Source organism: Polaromonas sp. P5_D5 (assembly GCF_054049435.1).
Genome location: NZ_JBFUMJ010000004.1, coordinates 406017 through 421247, shown reverse-complemented (window position 1 = coordinate 421247; position 15231 = coordinate 406017). Strand labels below are relative to the sequence as shown.

Sequence of the window (15231 nt, the reverse complement as noted above, 5' to 3'; positions counted from 1 at the left end):
TTATTTTTTGTCTGCTGCGTTTTTCTGGAACCAGTCCACCCCGTCGGCGCGCGCTTCCACGGGTACGCCCTGCGGGCTGCTGACGATGTTCACCGGCAGGCCGGGCGACGGGTTGTTCTCGATCAGGAGGCGCTTGGAATCGCCCAGCACCAGCGACTCGGCATTTTTTTCCCACTCGGCCAGCATCTGCATCGCATCGCCTTCGTACACGCCATTTTGCAGATCAACGGAGCGCATGAAGCTGTCGGACATGCGGGCGAAATCCTCGATCTCGCCGATCTTCATTGCATAGTCGGCCGCCAGGTATTCGTTGGCCATGTCGAACATGGCACGCGTGTCAGGGTCGCCGTTGATGATGGCTTGCGCAGACTTGATGGCCGAATGGGCGTTGTCCATCATTTCCTTCTTGCGCTCCTTGACCTTGATCTCGCTTTGCATGTCCTTGATGAGGAAGTTCGACACCTCCTGGTACTTGGCGAGCACGCGGTACAGCAGTTCCAGTTTGGCCAGCAGGTCCTGGTAGGTCAGGTTGGCGTCGTTCATGCGCCCCACTTCACGCGAAGCCAGCGCCGCGTCCATCGTCTTGTTCTGCTTTTTCGCCTCGCTCATCAGCCGCAGGGATCCGTCGCGCGACTTGTTGTTGTTGGCGATCTCTTCCTTGCACTGGCGAATCATCCCGGAAAGCTTGGCGATGCGGGTGTTCATGTTGGCGAGCTTGTCCTGCAGCTCTTCCACATAATTTTTCATGATGCCGATGGGATCGATTTCCACGAACACTTGCGTGATCTTGCGCATCAGGCTCATGTACATGTACTTGCCGAGGCGCCAGAAACGCTTGTCGGTAATGATGAAGCCGAGCACCACCACCACAACGCCCAGCAATGCGGCATAGATGGTGTTTTGCAGCAGCGTGATGATGTAGGGCAGCGCCTTGTAAAGCAGGAAACCGGCGCCGGCGATCAGGCTGACGCCCACGATCTGGCCGGTCACGCCTTCCGGGCGCTCCCAGAACGATTTGGGTTTGAAATTCTGTGGAATGAGGTTCACAGTTCTGTCCTTTGATTCTGCGTGTACGGATCGGGAATGTTCAGCGCTTCAGGTGCCGAGGTAGCGCACGACTTTTGCCCTGGCTTCCACCAGCTGGGCCTTGACCACGGCCAGAGCGCTTTCAAACCGGATGTTGACTTCAACGATCTCCGCGCGCTTGGCCGCGATTTCTCTTTCGAACCCGGCAATTTTTTTGTGGGCGGTCTCCACTTCCTGCTGGATCTGCCCCAGCCTTTCCTGCAGGCGAGCGCGCTCTTCGTCTACCTTGGCGACCGAAGCACGCAGGGAATCTATCTCCCGGATTCGCGCATTGATCTGCAGGTCCTGCTGGTTTTTGGCCTGGCCATGAAAGCGCTGGGATTCCGCTTCAAGCGCGGGAAGATGCTGCATGTCGATGGACTGGACGATCTGGTCCACCGTCCGCGTCTTGCCCACAATGCCGAATGCGGCCTTGTAGCGCGACGCCTCGTCAGGAATGAAGGCCTCCAGCGGCGTGACGGCCTCTACCAGCGCCGTATAGGCCGTGGTTTTTTCCATCACGACTTCCATCATGCGGTCCACCATCGGATTTTTGGCTTTGGCAGCCGCCACATTGGCAGCGGCCGATGGCAAGGGAGCTGGTGCCGTGATGGCCGATTTGTCCGCAGCGGCAGGCGCGCCGGGCGTGGGTTCAGGCTCAAACAAGACGTCCCGGAGTTTTCCAAAAAAGCCGGATCCGCCCTCGGGTGGCGTTGTGTTGTCTGTCATGGTTCCCTCACTCCTCGGTAACAATTTTTCCGGCTCACTGCGGCTGTTTTCCAGGCGCAGGCGCATCTCGCGGCCATATAGTCGTTGATGACTATATAGCAGCACCCGGTTTCTTCCCCAAAAACCAAGGGTACGAGCCCCTTTCAGCCGGACACAATGTCTGATTTCCCAGACACCCCGCCCACCTTCCCTGCTTTACTTTTTACTTACTTCGCGTCGCTGTACACCGTGGCGCGCGAAACGCCCATGTGCGCTGCGGCAATCTCGGCGCCGCGGCGAATCTCCAGGTAGCCGGCTTTCTTGAGGTCTTGCACCAGCTGCTTGCGGTCGGCAGGCTTGAGCGAGCGTGATGTCGTGGCGCGGGCCGCGGCAAATTCGTCAATGCACTGCTGTATGCGGTCGGCATTGGCGGCGTCCAGCGTTTCGGTGACGGCGCTGCTTTCAATCGCAGTGAACTGCGACATCGCCGCCTGGAAACCGTTGAACAGCGTCAGGTCTACGTTCAGGCAGATCGCCGCCACGTATTCACCTTCTTCATTGCGAATGCCCACCGACGTGCTCTTGACCTTGCGGCCGTCGGCAAACTGGTTGGCGTAGTTGGCAATCACCGCCGGGTAATCCGGGTCCTGGATGCGCGCCAGGCCCAGCTCGGTGGCGGGCTGGCCCAGGCGTCGGCCGCTCAGGTTGTTTTCAATCGCCAGGATCGCGTTCTTCGGGTGCGTCAGGTCATGCACCACCACTTCACAGAACGGCGCAAACGTTTTGCCCAGGCCTTCGGCAATGTTCTTCAGCTCGGCGAGCAAATGCTTGTTGCTGGGCGTGTTGCTGGTTTCTTTCATGGAGCGCGGCCTCCGGCGAGTCAGGCGATTCGAATTTCAGACAAATTGTCCAGGCGGCCATCGTATCGCACCACGCGGCATTTGTTGAACAAAAGGCCGGCGCCCGTGCGCGGCAGCCGGACAGCACTCGCAAGCAAATTCCTACACAGAGCCTGCCCGGCCTCCTGCACTGCCCGGCCGCCACAGCAGCGAAAGTACAACGCTATCTGCCGCGACTGCGCAACTGCTTCATCGCGGCGTCTGTTCCCCCATACCGAATCAACCCATCAACAACCACCCCTTCAAAGGAGGCCCTCATGTTGAACCGATTGAACCGATCGAAATTCAAACTCAGCAGCGTGGCACTGGCCGCGGTGGCCGCTTCTGCCCTGGCACTGGTGGCCCTGCCCACCACGGCCCAGACCAGCACCACCGCAGGCACATCAACAGCGGCCGACGCCGGCAAGCTGGCCCCTGCCGACAAGGGCATGCTGGACGACCTGGCCCAGGCCAACATTGCCGAGATCGAAAGCGGCAAGATGGCGCTGGAAAAATCACAGAACGCAGAGATCAAAAAGTTTGCGCAGCAAATGATTGACGACCACAACAGCGCGTTGGCCGAAGTGCAGGCACTGGCCCGCGCCAAAGGCGCGACCTTGCCCGACGGCCCCGGCGTGATGGCCAAAACCAAAGCCACCGCAATGAAGGCCTTGTCGGGCAACCTCTTTGACACGGAATACGCCAAGCGCGCCGGTGTGGGCGACCATGAAGCCACCATCAAGCTGCTGAACAAGATCCAGAAGGACGCCAAAGACGCCGACCTGAAGGCGCTGGCCGGCAAGATGCTGCCCAAGGTGGAAGCCCACCTGGAAATGGCCAAGGCCGTAGTACCGACCAAGTAAGCCGCCAAGTAAGCCAGTCATCGCGGGTTCAGGCCCGCGCCCCACGTTTCCTCATTTTTTAGAAAGACGCTATGTCAATTATCTGGACCATCATCATCGGCTTCATCATCGGCTTTGTCGCCAAGTTCCTGATGCCCGGCCGCGACCCTGGCGGCTTCATCATCACCGTGCTCATCGGTATTGCGGGCTCCTTCCTTGCCACCTACCTGGGCGCGGCCATGGGCTGGTACCAGCAAGGCGAAACGGCCGGCTTCATCGCCGCCGTGCTCGGCTCCATCGTGCTGCTGCTGGGCTACCGCCTGATCGCCAAGCGCTGAGCGGGCCGTAAAAACGCCAGCCAGACGCCCCGGTGCATTCACGTGCACCGGGGCGTTGTGCTGTGCGGCCCACGCGCGGGCGATTTGCGAAAAAAGTTTTAAACCTGACCGCAACGCTGCCGCCTGGGCCGCCCTTTTGCAGGCCCGCTGCGCCTGCAGTTGACGCGCGCAAATTCCCTCTTGAAATTTTTTTGGCAATTCCTACATCCTCTTCCCGGGCGCCGGAAGCCGTTTTTTTGGGGATTTTCCGGCGCACTGATGTTCAACCCGTATGGAGGTTTTCGCCATGTACCGATCGTTATTTCCGCGCGACATGTTCGCCGAACTCGATCGCCTGCAGCGCGACGTGCAGCAGGCCTTCGATCTGTCTCCCAGCATTCGCGGCTTTGGCCGCAGCAGCTTTCCCGCCCTGAACATTGGCGGCACGCCGCAAACCGTAGAGGTGTATGCCTTTGCCCCCGGCATTGACCCGAAGTCGCTCGACGTCAGCCTGGAGCGCGGCCTGCTCACCATTGCCGGTGAGCGCAAAACCGAACTGCCCGAAGCGGGCGCGCAATCGACGCTGCACATCAATGAGCGCTTTGCCGGCAGCTTCCGCCGCGTGCTCACGCTGCCCGACGACGCCGACCCCGAGGCCGTGAACGCCAGCTTCAAGGACGGCCTGGTGCACATCACCATCCAGCGGCGCGCATCGGCACAGCCGCGCCGCATCACCATCCAGTGAAAGGAGGCAAGCCATGAACTACGCAAACACCCAACAAACCGGCGGCAACAGCGGTGCCGCACGCAGCAGCGGTAATGGAAGTGCCAACAACACAAACACCTCCGGCCGCAGCATGCAAACCAGCCAGACAGGCGAGGTGGCGCAAAAAGACACATCGCGCTACGCCAATGGCGCGCTGACGCCGCCCGTCGATGTAATTGAAGACAGCACCGGCATCACCCTGTATGCCGACCTGCCCGGCGTGCCGCGCGACAAGCTGCACCTGCAGGTAGAGGCTGACACGCTGACGATTGACGCCGAGTCGGCCCTGTCTGCGCCCGAAGGTTTGCAGTCAACCCACACCGAAGTGGGGCTGGGTCGCTTTCACCGCGTATTCACGCTCAGCAAGGAGCTAGACACCGAGAAGGTCAGCGCCGAACTGGCTAACGGTGTGCTGAAGCTGCGCATACCCAAGGCGCAACACGCACAACCCCGGCGCATCGAGATCAAGGCCGCTTGATCGCACCCGCACGCCGCGCCAGCCTGCTTACTTGGCCGGCACCGGCGTGCGCTGCGCCGGGTCGTAGAAGAATGTTTCTTCGGCAATGCGCTCGCCTTCCCAGCGCTGGTACGCCAGCTCTTCCATGCGCATGGCGCTGCCGTCGGCCCACACAAAATTGAACACCCAGCGAATGACGACCTTGTCACCGCTGATGAACACCGGCCGCACGCAGGTTGACGTGACCGACTTCACCCGCGCCATCACCTTCGCTTCACCCTCCACCAGCTTGTCGCGCCCGCGGCGCGGAGGCTGCTGGTTCTCTTGCATGGTGGCGTCAGGCGTGTAGAACTCTTCAATCGCTTCGGTGTGCGCGTTTTGTTCAACGCGGGCAACAAAGCGCTCAACGGTTTCGGGCGTGGGCATGCGGCAGTTTCCTTTGCTGGGGTGCTTGTGGCGTGTTGATGCGTTTCGGCCTTGTGGCCTGAATCAGAAGATCAGGCGACAGGCTGGGCGAACGAAACCGAAGTGTTGCACGCCTGAAGGTTTTCCGCTCGCAGCCTGGCCATTCGCGCTCGCGGTCTTCTTCCGCGGGCACGACGCATCGGGCGAGAGCCGGCGCAGGTCAGCGAATCAACGCACGCGAATCACCACCGTGTTGGCCAAAAAGTCGTGCACTGCGCGACGCTGCTCGTTGAGCAGCATGGTGACCATCTCCAGCAGAACCCAGGTCACGGAAGTCAGGTACGCCGATTGATACAAGGTTGCATCCGGCATTTCACCGGTGGTCACAAAGCTGATGGAATACCACAGGCCCACGGGCGCCATCAGCAGCGGAACAAAGTTCCGCACCGCCGCCTGTTTGTAGGAAATCCGGCCGCCCCTCACGTCAATCACCCGCACCCCGGCAAAGAACTTGCCCAGTGTTTGCCCAAAGCGGCCATGCATGTAAATGTCATAGCCCACAGGAAAAGCCGAAAAGAGTACGCACAGCAAGGCGTTGGCAAAGGCGCCCAGATGGGGCGTCATACACCACCCGATGAGCCCGGTGGCTATCGACATGAGAAACCCGTCGATGATCAAAGCCAGGAAACGAGGGCCACCGGTCTGGTAGTTATAGATAGGCATCGATAGGCAACTTTGAGTTGAAGGGCACCTACGGCCCCTGCAAATCAAGGTTGACCGCACCTGCAGCAAGGTGAGTGACCGCGAACGCGGCCTCATGCTGTTGGATGCAAGGATTCTAGGACGAGGCTGGCAAGGAAAGCCCAATGACCAGCGCACCGGTCACGACCGGACCGGCCCTTAGTGCTTCTTTGCGCTCGCCTCAACCAGTGGGTCCGCATGCCTGTGCACCAGTTTCCAGGCATCACCTTCGCGCCTGTACACCTCGGTTACCCGCAGCTTGTTCGCCACGGGCTCTGGTTCACCCTTCATGCGGGCCTGCGCTTTTTGAATGCCCGTCCAGAAGGCAACAGTGTCGCCCGCCGCCATGTCCAGAATCTCCAGCTGGGTCGTGCTGCCCGCCTCAAACCGGCCAGCATCCTGCTGGTAGCGCGACCACACTTCCTGCGTGCCCCGCACCACCCCGCCACCTGGGCTCATAAAAGTGGCCGGTGATTCCTGCGCCACCACACGCCCCAGCGGCGCCGCGTCACCACTGACATACGCGGCTGCGATGTGCTGCCGCTCTTTCATCAAGGTTTTGAAGTCTTGCTGCTGTTTGCTCATCTTGTGTCTCCTTAAAAGAACAACGTAAGCCCGGCGTATGAGCTACGGCGTAGGACGAGGGATTAGGGGGAATACGGAGAAGTTGCCCTGCGGCGGGTGATTTGGTGAATATTTACCTACGAACTGGCTAGATTTCAATCGCTTTAACGGCAGAAGCACCCTAGCTCCGCCACGCATTCGGGGTCATGATGGTTGTGACAAGCTGTTAACAACAAAGGTTTCAGCCATGAAGCACAAATTGCCGGAGAACCACGGGTTATCTGAGTCAGCGGTTAAAAATCTAGTTTTCGAGGAGAACGGAAGTCCCGCCTTAAGCGATGTTCAATACGCTGCACTAGAGGCTGGCATTGGTCACGGCAAAAGCATGCTCGTTGTCTCTCCCACATCTACCGGCAAAACTCTAATTGGGTTATGGGCAATCTCTAGAAGCCTTGAGGCTCATTGCAAGACCGTCTATTTAGTAACTCATCGAGCGTTGGCTAAGCAAAAGTTCGAAGACTTCAAATCACAACTGCTAACGCCATATCTCAGCGATAACAAAAGTTCGCTTGTGATCGCCACGGGGGATTATGTAGAAGACGCCGAAGAAAATTCCCCCGCAGATCCTCTAAATGCCCCTTTGTTGGTGGCTACTTACGAGAAATTTTTGGCATTACTCTCGGCTTCAGGAGTACCTAGTGATATGAAAGGTACGGTAATAGTTTGCGATGAAATTCAGTTACTCGGGGACTTGAATAGAGGTCAAAACGTAGAAGTTCTCCTAACCTTGTTGCGGAATGCCGGTTGGCAACAATTTGTCGGACTCTCGGCCGTTCTTAAGCCTAAGGATGCTGGTGAGTTGGCCAACTGGCTAGGAGTAGAACTCATTGTCGAGCATCGTCGAGAGAAACACTTGCGATATGAGTGCTGGACGAATGATCGAATGCTATCTGTCACTACGGAGCACCCTGATGACGTGACCGATGGTTTGCCGCTACCCGTCGGAGTAAAGCAGGACACTATCGAGTGCGTGATTAGTCTTTTGAAAGAGAAAAATCCACCAACTCCAATCATCGTTTTCTGCATGAGAAAGCAAGATACTTTTGATCTTGCGACCAAGCTTGTCGAAACAATGCATAGCGGAAAAAAAGGCCAGCTGTCCTTCGCCTTTGATGGGCTTCCCGAAACTTCAGCAAACACTTTTTTGGCCGGCACCTTAGAACATAGAGTGGCAATTCACACGGCCGACCTCATGGATGAAGAGCGGAGCGTTATCGAAGAACACCTGCTAAACGGCAAGTTGGATGTTGTTTTCGCTACATCGACATTAGCTGCAGGGGTAAATTTCCCGTTGGGAGCCGCCGTCTTCGCAGATTGGTCGCGATGGGATGGAAATAAGAAAGCACATGTTCCCATAGAGACTTCCGAGTTTCACAATATGGCTGGCCGCGTTGGTCGTATGGGCTTTACGCATGACCAAGGCAAAGTAATCTTCTTCTCTTCTGCTCTACAGCTAAATCTTGCAAAGAACTTTCTAGCTCTTGGCGAGCTTGCAACGATTGAACCAAGAGTCACGCCCGCGAGATTCAATCAACTGTCACTTCAACTTGTTTCATCGAATCTATGCAGCAGCCGCGCTGACTTGGAGAAATTGGTCTGCACCACTTTCAGTGCGCTCAGAGAAGAAGATCGAAATCTCACGGCATTTAAAACTTGGCCCGCCAGAATTAGCTCCGCCGTTACTGATTTATTGGCCAAAGGGCTCTTACTTGAAACCAGTGCTGGCACTTTGGTTGCGACTCCCATCGGCAGGGCTGTCGGACACAGTGGCCTTCTTCCAGAGACGGGAGTATTTCTACTGAACTACATGATCAAACATGCTACCCATCTGAATCAGCTTCTGCCTTCACCAAATGCACAGTCCGACACTTTGCAGTTTGCGATGCTCCTTTTTTCATGCTGCCTGTCGAGTCCCGAGTTTCGACCCCAGGGCGGGGTAAAGCAAACCAGGTTTCTTCCTTACCCACTTCAGAATCGAGTTCTATTTGATCCTGAAAAATACATCAACCACCTTGCCGAGCCTGTTTGGCAAGCAGATGTTCTTCCAATCAACTCGGCTTGGCTTTGCTGCAAATGGATCGACGGAGCAGACGTCAAAGATTTGGAACACGAAGCTCCTCAGCTAAGTGCGGGCATGCTAACGGAGATGTACCGCAACTTGGCTTGGGCACTGCAAGGGCTTTCAGGAATCGCAACTGCGGCGGCGGACAAACGCGTTCCAAATGGAAGTCGCCCTGCATCGTTAAGAACTTCGGATGCTCTGCTCGACGCAATTGGCAAGCTGCCAAGAGCAATAAGACGGCTGAGTTTTCGTGTTCAAGAAGGACTGCCAGATGACGTACTTTGGCTGACGGGTCTTTGCCCACCAGGTTCTGCATATCGTCTAGCTAGACACGAGATCCTGGTTCTACGCCGAAAAGGCCTAGCGACCCCGCCTACGCTGATGTTAGGAAGCCCCGATGCAGACGCAATTCGAGAAGAGGCGTTCGTGAAAGCAAAGCCTAGCGCCAAGGCCAAAGCAAATTGGATTAGAGATGCTTGCCGAGATTGGAAGGCGAATCAAAGACAGCGAGCTGCGGAGCGACATTTAAAACGCGCGAAGAGTTGCCCCCGAGCCGATCTAGTAGAAATGTTTTATTCCGCAAAAGGAGCCGCATTCGAACAAGCACTCGAGAACGTTTTGAGCTTCTTAAAAATAGACTTCACAAAGCTCGACGATAAAACCAAAACAGGTGCCCCAGATTACTTGCTACGTCTCAAAAATTCTCCTCCGCTTATCTTAGAGCTCAAGTCCAAGGAAGGAAACAACCTCGTGGACTACAACAAGGCGGTGGAGGTGCTCGCCGCGTCAGAGGTACATGGCTACAAAGACGCATTCTGCATAACTCTATGCCATCCGGGGGTTGATCCAAGCGTGCCCCCAGTCGTAGTTGCTTGCGGCAGATTGAGCGTGGTCGAAAGTAACGACCTAGGTGAAGCCTTGATACGTAAGTGTGAGTCGGCGATAACTGAAGAGCAGCTTTGGCATTGGCTTGCAACCCCTGGACAGGCTCTTTCAATAGATCTGCCATATAGAGAGTACGGTTGAGCGCATTACATGCTTCCGCAATAAGGAACCCCAAATGAACTCAACGATCTTCGGTGATACCTTGGAGGAAAAAATTCACGCTCTATTTCTTTCTGAGATCGAGAATGATCGGTTCTGGGTCAAGAAGGAATGCTGCAAGCTTCATCGTAAAAAAGGCTATTACTCAAAAGATCGTGGAAAGAACATTATTTTCGATGTATCGATCGAGGTATTCACACCAGGTCGAGATGCATTTTCTATGGTGATTCTTATTGAATGCAAAAACTACAATCACCCGGTTCCAGTCGATGACGCAGAGGAATTTTTCGCCAAAGCGCAACAAATATCAGGCGCTAATGTCAAATGCGTAGTGGCGAGTACCAACTCTTTTCAAGCCGGCACTCGCGCTTTCTCTAAATCCAAGGGAATTGGCCTGCTTCGATACTTTGATAAACAGCCCTTCAAATGGGAGCTCGATCGTTCTGCCTCTGGTACTGCAAGAACGACCAACGCAGAAGCATCAGTTGCCGCAGAGTACGGCCTTGCAAGAGAAGACTTCACCAGCAATTTTTTCGATCTTTATTGTCAGTCGACAGCAAGAACTACTAATTCTCTATGGGATTTTGTTGAGGACTTCGTTTTAGAAACCTCTCTTTCAAAAACACAAATCAGGGAAGTCGGGAACGGTCGAGACCGCCTCATAAGTCAAGTTAAGTATCTGGAAAAAGATGAACTAGAAAATCGGGCGTCTTCAATACTGTTTGATGTAGGCTATTCCACGGGACAGGTTTCTTTAAATGCTCTGTGCGAACTCGAAGAAACCAAGTACGGACTTAAGGTCTTAAAGAATGTCGTTCCACCCGACTCCTTTATTTCGTCACCTCCACTTGGTCGAATCACATTTGATCCGCTTGAAATTCATATTTTTCGGCAGCCCGAAGACGCGCCCTATGGACGTGAGCGATTTACGCTAGCCCATGAATTAGCACATCACTTGCTTGGTCATTCAAAGTACATGTCACGGGAATACTGCGACGAAGGCGACTTTTCGCCGAGTGGGAGTTTTATTGCCGCGGGTACTCACATAGGGAGAATGGAGTTTCAGGCAAATTTTCTTGCGAGCTGCATCCTAATTCCCAGAACCAACGTCATAGCCGATTTTCGAGGGTTGATCAAAGAGCTGAACATTCCGAATAAGGGATATGGAACTCTTTTTGTTGATACGCAACCCTGCAACTTAGAAAGCTACGAAAAGATAACTACCCACCTAATGCAACGTTACGGTGTATCTAGAAAAGCCATAACTATTCGGCTAGAGGACTTGGGATTGTTGGTAGATGCTCGATTACGTTCTTTTCAGACAGTTCAACGGGCTTATGAATCTTGGAGTGAGGCCGTTCGATAGACGCGAAGGTATCAGGTAAGTTCTGATCGCTGGCCTCCGATTAAACAATGTGCCAAGTACCGTCAGCAGCTCAACAGTCACTCAACCCAGCGGCTCCTCTATCCCAGCCTCCTATGCCTCACGCTGTCTCCCGCCTGGCGCGCCTCCAAACTTTTTCGCGCTCGCGGCGGTCCAAGCAATGAACGTTGTGCCGCTTGCCGTCTCATCCCCAGTCGCTGCATGTGGGCCCTGCGCCCCGTTGTTCCCACGCGTGCGCACCATATACCCAGTCATGGCCGCCATTGAACCGCTAAAGCCTAGCAACAAGAACTAATTGCGACACGCCAAATGGTAGATTCGGAAAAAGCCCAGCCCCGCGCCGAATAAAAACAACCCATGAACAACAAAACCAAGATCGCCCTCGCCGCAGCCGGAGGGACCCTGTTACTGGTAGTGGCCACCGCCATCGTCATTACCCTTGACTCTGACCGCAGCAAGAAAGACGCACCACCGCCTGCCACCGCTCTGGCCGCCGCACCACTCGACACCAGCAAAATCCTGGCGGGCATGCAGGACCTGCTGGCCAGCTACCGAAAAATCATCGTGCTGTTTGCCGATGAGAAAAAGCTGGGGGCGGGTGAGCGGGCCATGGCCAACCAGGTGGGGCAGGGGTTGTTTCATGACAACCGTGCGCGGGTGGCCGAGATTGAGGCGCAACTGGCGGCGCTGGTGGCTTCTGGCAGTGCGCAGCGCTTTGATGCGATTAGCGGAATCCTGGACTATGTGGAAAGCGACAAAGGCCTTTTTGACGCAGACCGGCTGGCTTTTCGGGAGCTGCTACGCAGCCTGCAGGCCAGTGTGGCGGCTGATTCGTCACTCCCGGCCATCAAACTGCACAAGCGCATTGGTGAAGACCTGGACGCGCTGATAGAAATTGAGCGCAACTACGAAAAAGAAATTCGCCTGGTATTCGGCCGTTTTGAGCCGCGCGCGATTGAGCTGAAGCGTGAGCGCTGGGAAGACTACGTTGCCAGCCTGAAGAAGCGCTACACGCGTGAGCAGATTCTGAAAGACTTTGGTGTGGTGATGCCTTACGCGCTGCCCAAGCCCACCACGCGCAAAAACAAAGACGAGGAAGAGGGCGAAGTGTTTGGCTACAGCCTGCCGCCCAAGACGATTGTGCTGACGTTTGACGACGGCCCGCACGGCGTTTACACGAATGAGATTGCGGCCATCTTGAAGCAGTACAGCGCGCCGGGCATCTTCTTTCAGGTGGGCAGCAACCTGGGCACGGTGACGGCCGACGGCAAAACCAAACTGGGGCCGCGTGCAGACATCAGCCGCAAACTGCTGGAAGCCGGCCACACGCTGGCCAACCACAGCATGACGCACGCGCAGCTTTCCAGGCTCAATGGCGCGGGCCTTAAATCAGAAATGCTGGGCACTGATGAATTGCTCAAAGCGGTGGATGTGCGGCGCTCACCGCTCTTTCGCTTTCCGTATGGCGCGCGCAACGACGAAGGGCTGGATGTGCTGTCGGCCGCGCACCTGCGCTCTGTCATGTGGAACATTGATTCGCTCGACTGGGCCGACCCGGTGCCCAGCTCGATTGTGGAACGCGTACTGAAGTCAGTAGAAAAAGAAGGCCGCGGCATTGTGCTGTTTCATGACATTCATGAACGCACCGTGAAGGCGCTGCCGGCGATTCTGGAACGCCTGGTGGCCGACGGCTACCAGTTTGCGAGCTGGGACGGCAGCGGCTTTACCGTGGCCAAGGGCTCTGGCGTGGCACCCGCCCCGCAGGCAGCCAACCCGGGCTACAGCGACTCGTGGGCCATTGTGATTGGCATTGACGACTACGCCAGCTGGCCCAAGCTGCAGTACGCGGTGCGCGACGCGCGTGCCATTCGCGAAACATTGATTCAACGCTTTGGCTTTGCGGCCGACCATGTGATCTCTCTGGAAAACCGCGAGGCCACACGCACCGGCATATTGGCCGCCTTTCATGACAAGCTGGCGCACAGCGGCATGAAGAAGAACGACCGGCTGTTCGTGTTTTTTGCCGGGCACGGCGCCACACGGCAGCTGAGCTCTGGCCGCGACCTGGGCTACATCATTCCGGCAGATTCAGACCCGAACAAGATCGCGACGGACGCGGTGCCGATGACAGAGCTGCAGAACATTGCCGAAAGCCTGACGGCCAAGCATGTGCTGTTTGTGATGGACGCCTGCTACAGCGGGCTGGGCCTGACGCGCGGCGCGGGCTCTGGCAACTTTCTGCGCGACAACGCGAAGCGCCTGGGCCGGCAGATGCTGACGGCCGGCGGCGCCGACCAGCTGGTAGCCGACGGCGGGCCGAACGGGCATTCGGTGTTTACCTGGACGCTGCTGCAGGCGATGGGCGGCAAGGCCGACCTGAACGGCGACGGCCTGATCACCGCGACCGAGCTGGCCGCGTATGTAGCGCCGGCCGTGGCGTCGGTGTCGCGGCAGACGCCGGCCTTTGGCAGCCTGCCGGGCTCGGAAGGCGGCGACTTTGTGTTTGCGCTGCCGGCAGAGGCCGAGTTTTTAAGCGCGCAGACAAGCCAGCTGTCTGGCGATGCGATTGCGCTGAACAGCAAGCTGGACGCCACACGCCCGCCCGCTGCGGCGCCCACAGCCGGCAGCGATGCGCCGGTGACGGCGCCGCCCACGGCAACCGTGGTGGTGAAAGACCTGCAGGGTGGTGAACAAAAGATCACCACGCCGCTGGCGGTGCCCAGCTCGGCTCGGCAACTGGCCCAGCGCGCCAATGACCGCGGCCTGCAGCTCTATAAAGAAAAGCTGTATGCCGAAGCCGAAGCCCAGTTCACCGAGGCGCTGAAGCTGCGCCCCGACTTTGCACTGGCCGCCAACAACCTCGGCTTTGTTTATTTCAAGCAAGACAAGTTCAAGGAAGCGGCGCGCTGGTTTGAGAACACCGTGAAGATGGACCCATCACGTGCGATTGCCTACCTGAACCTGGGCGACGCCCATGCCCGCGCAGGCGATGGCGAGAAGGCGAAGAAGGCTTTTCGCAACTACCTGGAGCTGGCACCGAACGGGCCGGGCGCAACCCATGCGAAACAGGAGCTTGAGAAGGCCTGATGCTGCTGAAGCAGGCTGGAGTTGAAGTGGCCTGGGGCGATTTGGCGATACTCTGCCTATGACTTCCACCTCCCCAGCCGCTCACGCAGTTTCCCGGCTGCGCACTGCGCGTCTGGCGCGCGCCTCCAAACCCTTCCTGGCCCGCGGCGGCCCGCGCAATGTGCGCTGCGCCGGTTGCCGGCTGATGCCCAGCCACTGCATGTGCGCCCTGCGCCCCAGCGTGCCCACGCGTGCGGGTGTGTGCCTGGTCATGGCCGACATCGAGGCACTGAAACCCAGCAACACGGGCTGGCTGATTGCCGATGTGGTGGCGGACACGTTTGCATTTGAGTGGGCGCGCACCGAGGTAGACCCTGCACTGCTGGCACTACTCGCCGACCCGCAGTGGCAGCCTTATTTGGTATTCCCCGGTGAGTTTGTGGCGGCAGAGCGGGTGGTGGCAGATGTGTTGCCTGCCGACTCAGCAGATAGCCAGAATGCCAAACGCCCGCTGTTTGTGCTGCTGGACGCGACCTGGCCCGAAGCACGCAAGATGTTTCGCAAGAGCCCCTACCTCAACCACTTGCCGGTGCTGAGTTTGCAGAGCGAGCAGCTCTCTCGCTACAAGCTGCGCCGCTCGCAGCGCGACACGCACTTTTGCACATCTGAAGTGGCCGCCCTGTGCCTGGAGCTGGCCGGTGAAACGCATGCAGCACAAACGCTGGAGGCTTACCTGGATGTGTTTACCAACCGCTATTTGAAGGCTAAACAGCAGCAGCCCTTGGATTTAGAAGATGCGGCGCACCAGCGTTTGTATCAGCTGCGATTGGAGGAAGTGCTGTTGCCTTCTGCTGGGGCGTCCTGATGTGCAG

At 57.1% G+C, this 15231-nt stretch carries 14 protein-coding genes; 8 read left to right on the top strand and 6 right to left on the bottom strand.

Translation table 11 applies throughout. The annotated features are described in order from the left end of the window. The 3 genes from ACXJKE_RS18370 to ACXJKE_RS18360 all read right to left on the bottom strand — a co-directional run bounded on the left by ACXJKE_RS18370 (position 1) and on the right by ACXJKE_RS18360 (position 2633). A complete protein-coding gene (locus ACXJKE_RS18370; protein ID WP_457282029.1) occupies positions 1-1047 on the bottom strand; it encodes a hypothetical protein in 1047 nt (348 codons plus the stop codon). A 48-nt stretch (positions 1048-1095) separates the two neighbouring features. Beyond that, positions 1096-1794: a hypothetical protein gene (locus ACXJKE_RS18365; protein WP_457282028.1), complete on the bottom strand. Its 699-nt coding sequence runs from the start codon at positions 1792-1794 to the stop codon at positions 1096-1098. A gap of 206 nt (positions 1795-2000) precedes the next feature. Further along, positions 2001-2633 carry a helix-turn-helix transcriptional regulator gene (locus ACXJKE_RS18360; protein WP_457282027.1) on the bottom strand — a complete coding sequence of 211 codons (633 nt, stop codon included), beginning with the start codon at positions 2631-2633 and terminating at the stop codon, positions 2001-2003. A gap of 296 nt (positions 2634-2929) precedes the next feature. Between ACXJKE_RS18360 and ACXJKE_RS18355 the strand changes: the two genes are divergently transcribed. The 4 genes from ACXJKE_RS18355 to ACXJKE_RS18340 all read left to right on the top strand — a co-directional run bounded on the left by ACXJKE_RS18355 (position 2930) and on the right by ACXJKE_RS18340 (position 5054). Then, positions 2930-3514 (top strand): DUF4142 domain-containing protein, encoded by a 585-nt coding sequence (locus ACXJKE_RS18355; protein ID WP_457282026.1) that lies wholly within the window; start codon positions 2930-2932, stop codon positions 3512-3514. 71 nt (positions 3515-3585) lie between these two features. After that, positions 3586-3831 carry a GlsB/YeaQ/YmgE family stress response membrane protein gene (locus ACXJKE_RS18350; RefSeq protein WP_457282025.1) on the top strand — a complete coding sequence of 82 codons (246 nt, stop codon included), beginning with the start codon at positions 3586-3588 and terminating at the stop codon, positions 3829-3831. A gap of 286 nt (positions 3832-4117) precedes the next feature. Next, the gene (locus ACXJKE_RS18345) at positions 4118-4555 is read left to right on the top strand and encodes an Hsp20/alpha crystallin family protein (RefSeq protein ID WP_457282024.1); all 438 of its coding nucleotides are present in this window, start codon (positions 4118-4120) and stop codon (positions 4553-4555) included. Between the two features lie 112 nt (positions 4556-4667). Continuing rightward, entirely contained in the window at positions 4668-5054 is a 387-nt protein-coding gene (locus ACXJKE_RS18340; RefSeq protein WP_457282091.1) for an Hsp20/alpha crystallin family protein, read from the top strand. A 27-nt stretch (positions 5055-5081) separates the two neighbouring features. On the opposite strand, the gene ACXJKE_RS18335 is transcribed toward ACXJKE_RS18340, so the two are convergent. The 3 genes from ACXJKE_RS18335 to ACXJKE_RS18325 all read right to left on the bottom strand — a co-directional run bounded on the left by ACXJKE_RS18335 (position 5082) and on the right by ACXJKE_RS18325 (position 6764). Next, positions 5082-5459: a nuclear transport factor 2 family protein gene (locus tag ACXJKE_RS18335; protein ID WP_457282023.1), complete on the bottom strand. Its 378-nt coding sequence runs from the start codon at positions 5457-5459 to the stop codon at positions 5082-5084. 207 nt (positions 5460-5666) lie between these two features. Beyond that, positions 5667-6161, bottom strand: coding sequence for an RDD family protein (locus tag ACXJKE_RS18330; RefSeq protein ID WP_457282022.1), 495 nt, complete (start codon positions 6159-6161; stop codon positions 5667-5669). A gap of 177 nt (positions 6162-6338) precedes the next feature. Beyond that, positions 6339-6764 carry a YybH family protein gene (locus ACXJKE_RS18325; RefSeq protein WP_457282021.1) on the bottom strand — a complete coding sequence of 142 codons (426 nt, stop codon included), beginning with the start codon at positions 6762-6764 and terminating at the stop codon, positions 6339-6341. A 226-nt stretch (positions 6765-6990) separates the two neighbouring features. Here ACXJKE_RS18325 and ACXJKE_RS18320 point away from each other — a divergent pair, with 226 nt between their 5' ends. The 4 genes from ACXJKE_RS18320 to ACXJKE_RS18305 all read left to right on the top strand — a co-directional run bounded on the left by ACXJKE_RS18320 (position 6991) and on the right by ACXJKE_RS18305 (position 15224). Further along, a complete protein-coding gene (locus tag ACXJKE_RS18320; RefSeq protein WP_457282020.1) occupies positions 6991-9891 on the top strand; it encodes a DEAD/DEAH box helicase in 2901 nt (966 codons plus the stop codon). Positions 9892-9925: 34 nt separating this feature from the next. Beyond that, positions 9926-11275, top strand: a complete 1350-nt coding sequence (locus ACXJKE_RS18315; RefSeq protein WP_457282019.1) for an ImmA/IrrE family metallo-endopeptidase — start codon at positions 9926-9928, stop codon at positions 11273-11275. A 375-nt stretch (positions 11276-11650) separates the two neighbouring features. Further along, the gene (locus ACXJKE_RS18310; protein WP_457282018.1) at positions 11651-14380 is read left to right on the top strand and encodes a polysaccharide deacetylase family protein; all 2730 of its coding nucleotides are present in this window, start codon (positions 11651-11653) and stop codon (positions 14378-14380) included. Positions 14381-14438: 58 nt separating this feature from the next. Next, the gene (locus ACXJKE_RS18305; protein ID WP_457282017.1) at positions 14439-15224 is read left to right on the top strand and encodes a tRNA-uridine aminocarboxypropyltransferase; all 786 of its coding nucleotides are present in this window, start codon (positions 14439-14441) and stop codon (positions 15222-15224) included. The last annotated feature ends 7 nt before the right edge of the window (positions 15225-15231 follow it).

What these genes read in the sequence shown, in the direction of transcription:
- ACXJKE_RS18325 (WP_457282021.1), bottom strand. Translation starts at nt 6,764, where the DNA reads ATGAGCAAACAGCAGCAAGACTTCAAAACCTTGATGAAAGAGCGGCAG.
- ACXJKE_RS18305 (WP_457282017.1), top strand. Translation starts at nt 14,439, where the DNA reads ATGACTTCCACCTCCCCAGCCGCTCACGCAGTTTCCCGGCTGCGCACT.
- ACXJKE_RS18355 (WP_457282026.1), top strand. Translation starts at nt 2,930, where the DNA reads ATGTTGAACCGATTGAACCGATCGAAATTCAAACTCAGCAGCGTGGCA.
- ACXJKE_RS18320 (WP_457282020.1), top strand. Translation starts at nt 6,991, where the DNA reads ATGAAGCACAAATTGCCGGAGAACCACGGGTTATCTGAGTCAGCGGTT.
- ACXJKE_RS18345 (WP_457282024.1), top strand. Translation starts at nt 4,118, where the DNA reads ATGTACCGATCGTTATTTCCGCGCGACATGTTCGCCGAACTCGATCGC.
- ACXJKE_RS18365 (WP_457282028.1), bottom strand. Translation starts at nt 1,794, where the DNA reads ATGACAGACAACACAACGCCACCCGAGGGCGGATCCGGCTTTTTTGGA.
- ACXJKE_RS18340 (WP_457282091.1), top strand. Translation starts at nt 4,668, where the DNA reads ATGCAAACCAGCCAGACAGGCGAGGTGGCGCAAAAAGACACATCGCGC.
- ACXJKE_RS18315 (WP_457282019.1), top strand. Translation starts at nt 9,926, where the DNA reads ATGAACTCAACGATCTTCGGTGATACCTTGGAGGAAAAAATTCACGCT.
- ACXJKE_RS18335 (WP_457282023.1), bottom strand. Translation starts at nt 5,459, where the DNA reads ATGCCCACGCCCGAAACCGTTGAGCGCTTTGTTGCCCGCGTTGAACAA.
- ACXJKE_RS18330 (WP_457282022.1), bottom strand. Translation starts at nt 6,161, where the DNA reads ATGCCTATCTATAACTACCAGACCGGTGGCCCTCGTTTCCTGGCTTTG.
- ACXJKE_RS18350 (WP_457282025.1), top strand. Translation starts at nt 3,586, where the DNA reads ATGTCAATTATCTGGACCATCATCATCGGCTTCATCATCGGCTTTGTC.
- ACXJKE_RS18310 (WP_457282018.1), top strand. Translation starts at nt 11,651, where the DNA reads ATGAACAACAAAACCAAGATCGCCCTCGCCGCAGCCGGAGGGACCCTG.
- ACXJKE_RS18360 (WP_457282027.1), bottom strand. Translation starts at nt 2,633, where the DNA reads ATGAAAGAAACCAGCAACACGCCCAGCAACAAGCATTTGCTCGCCGAG.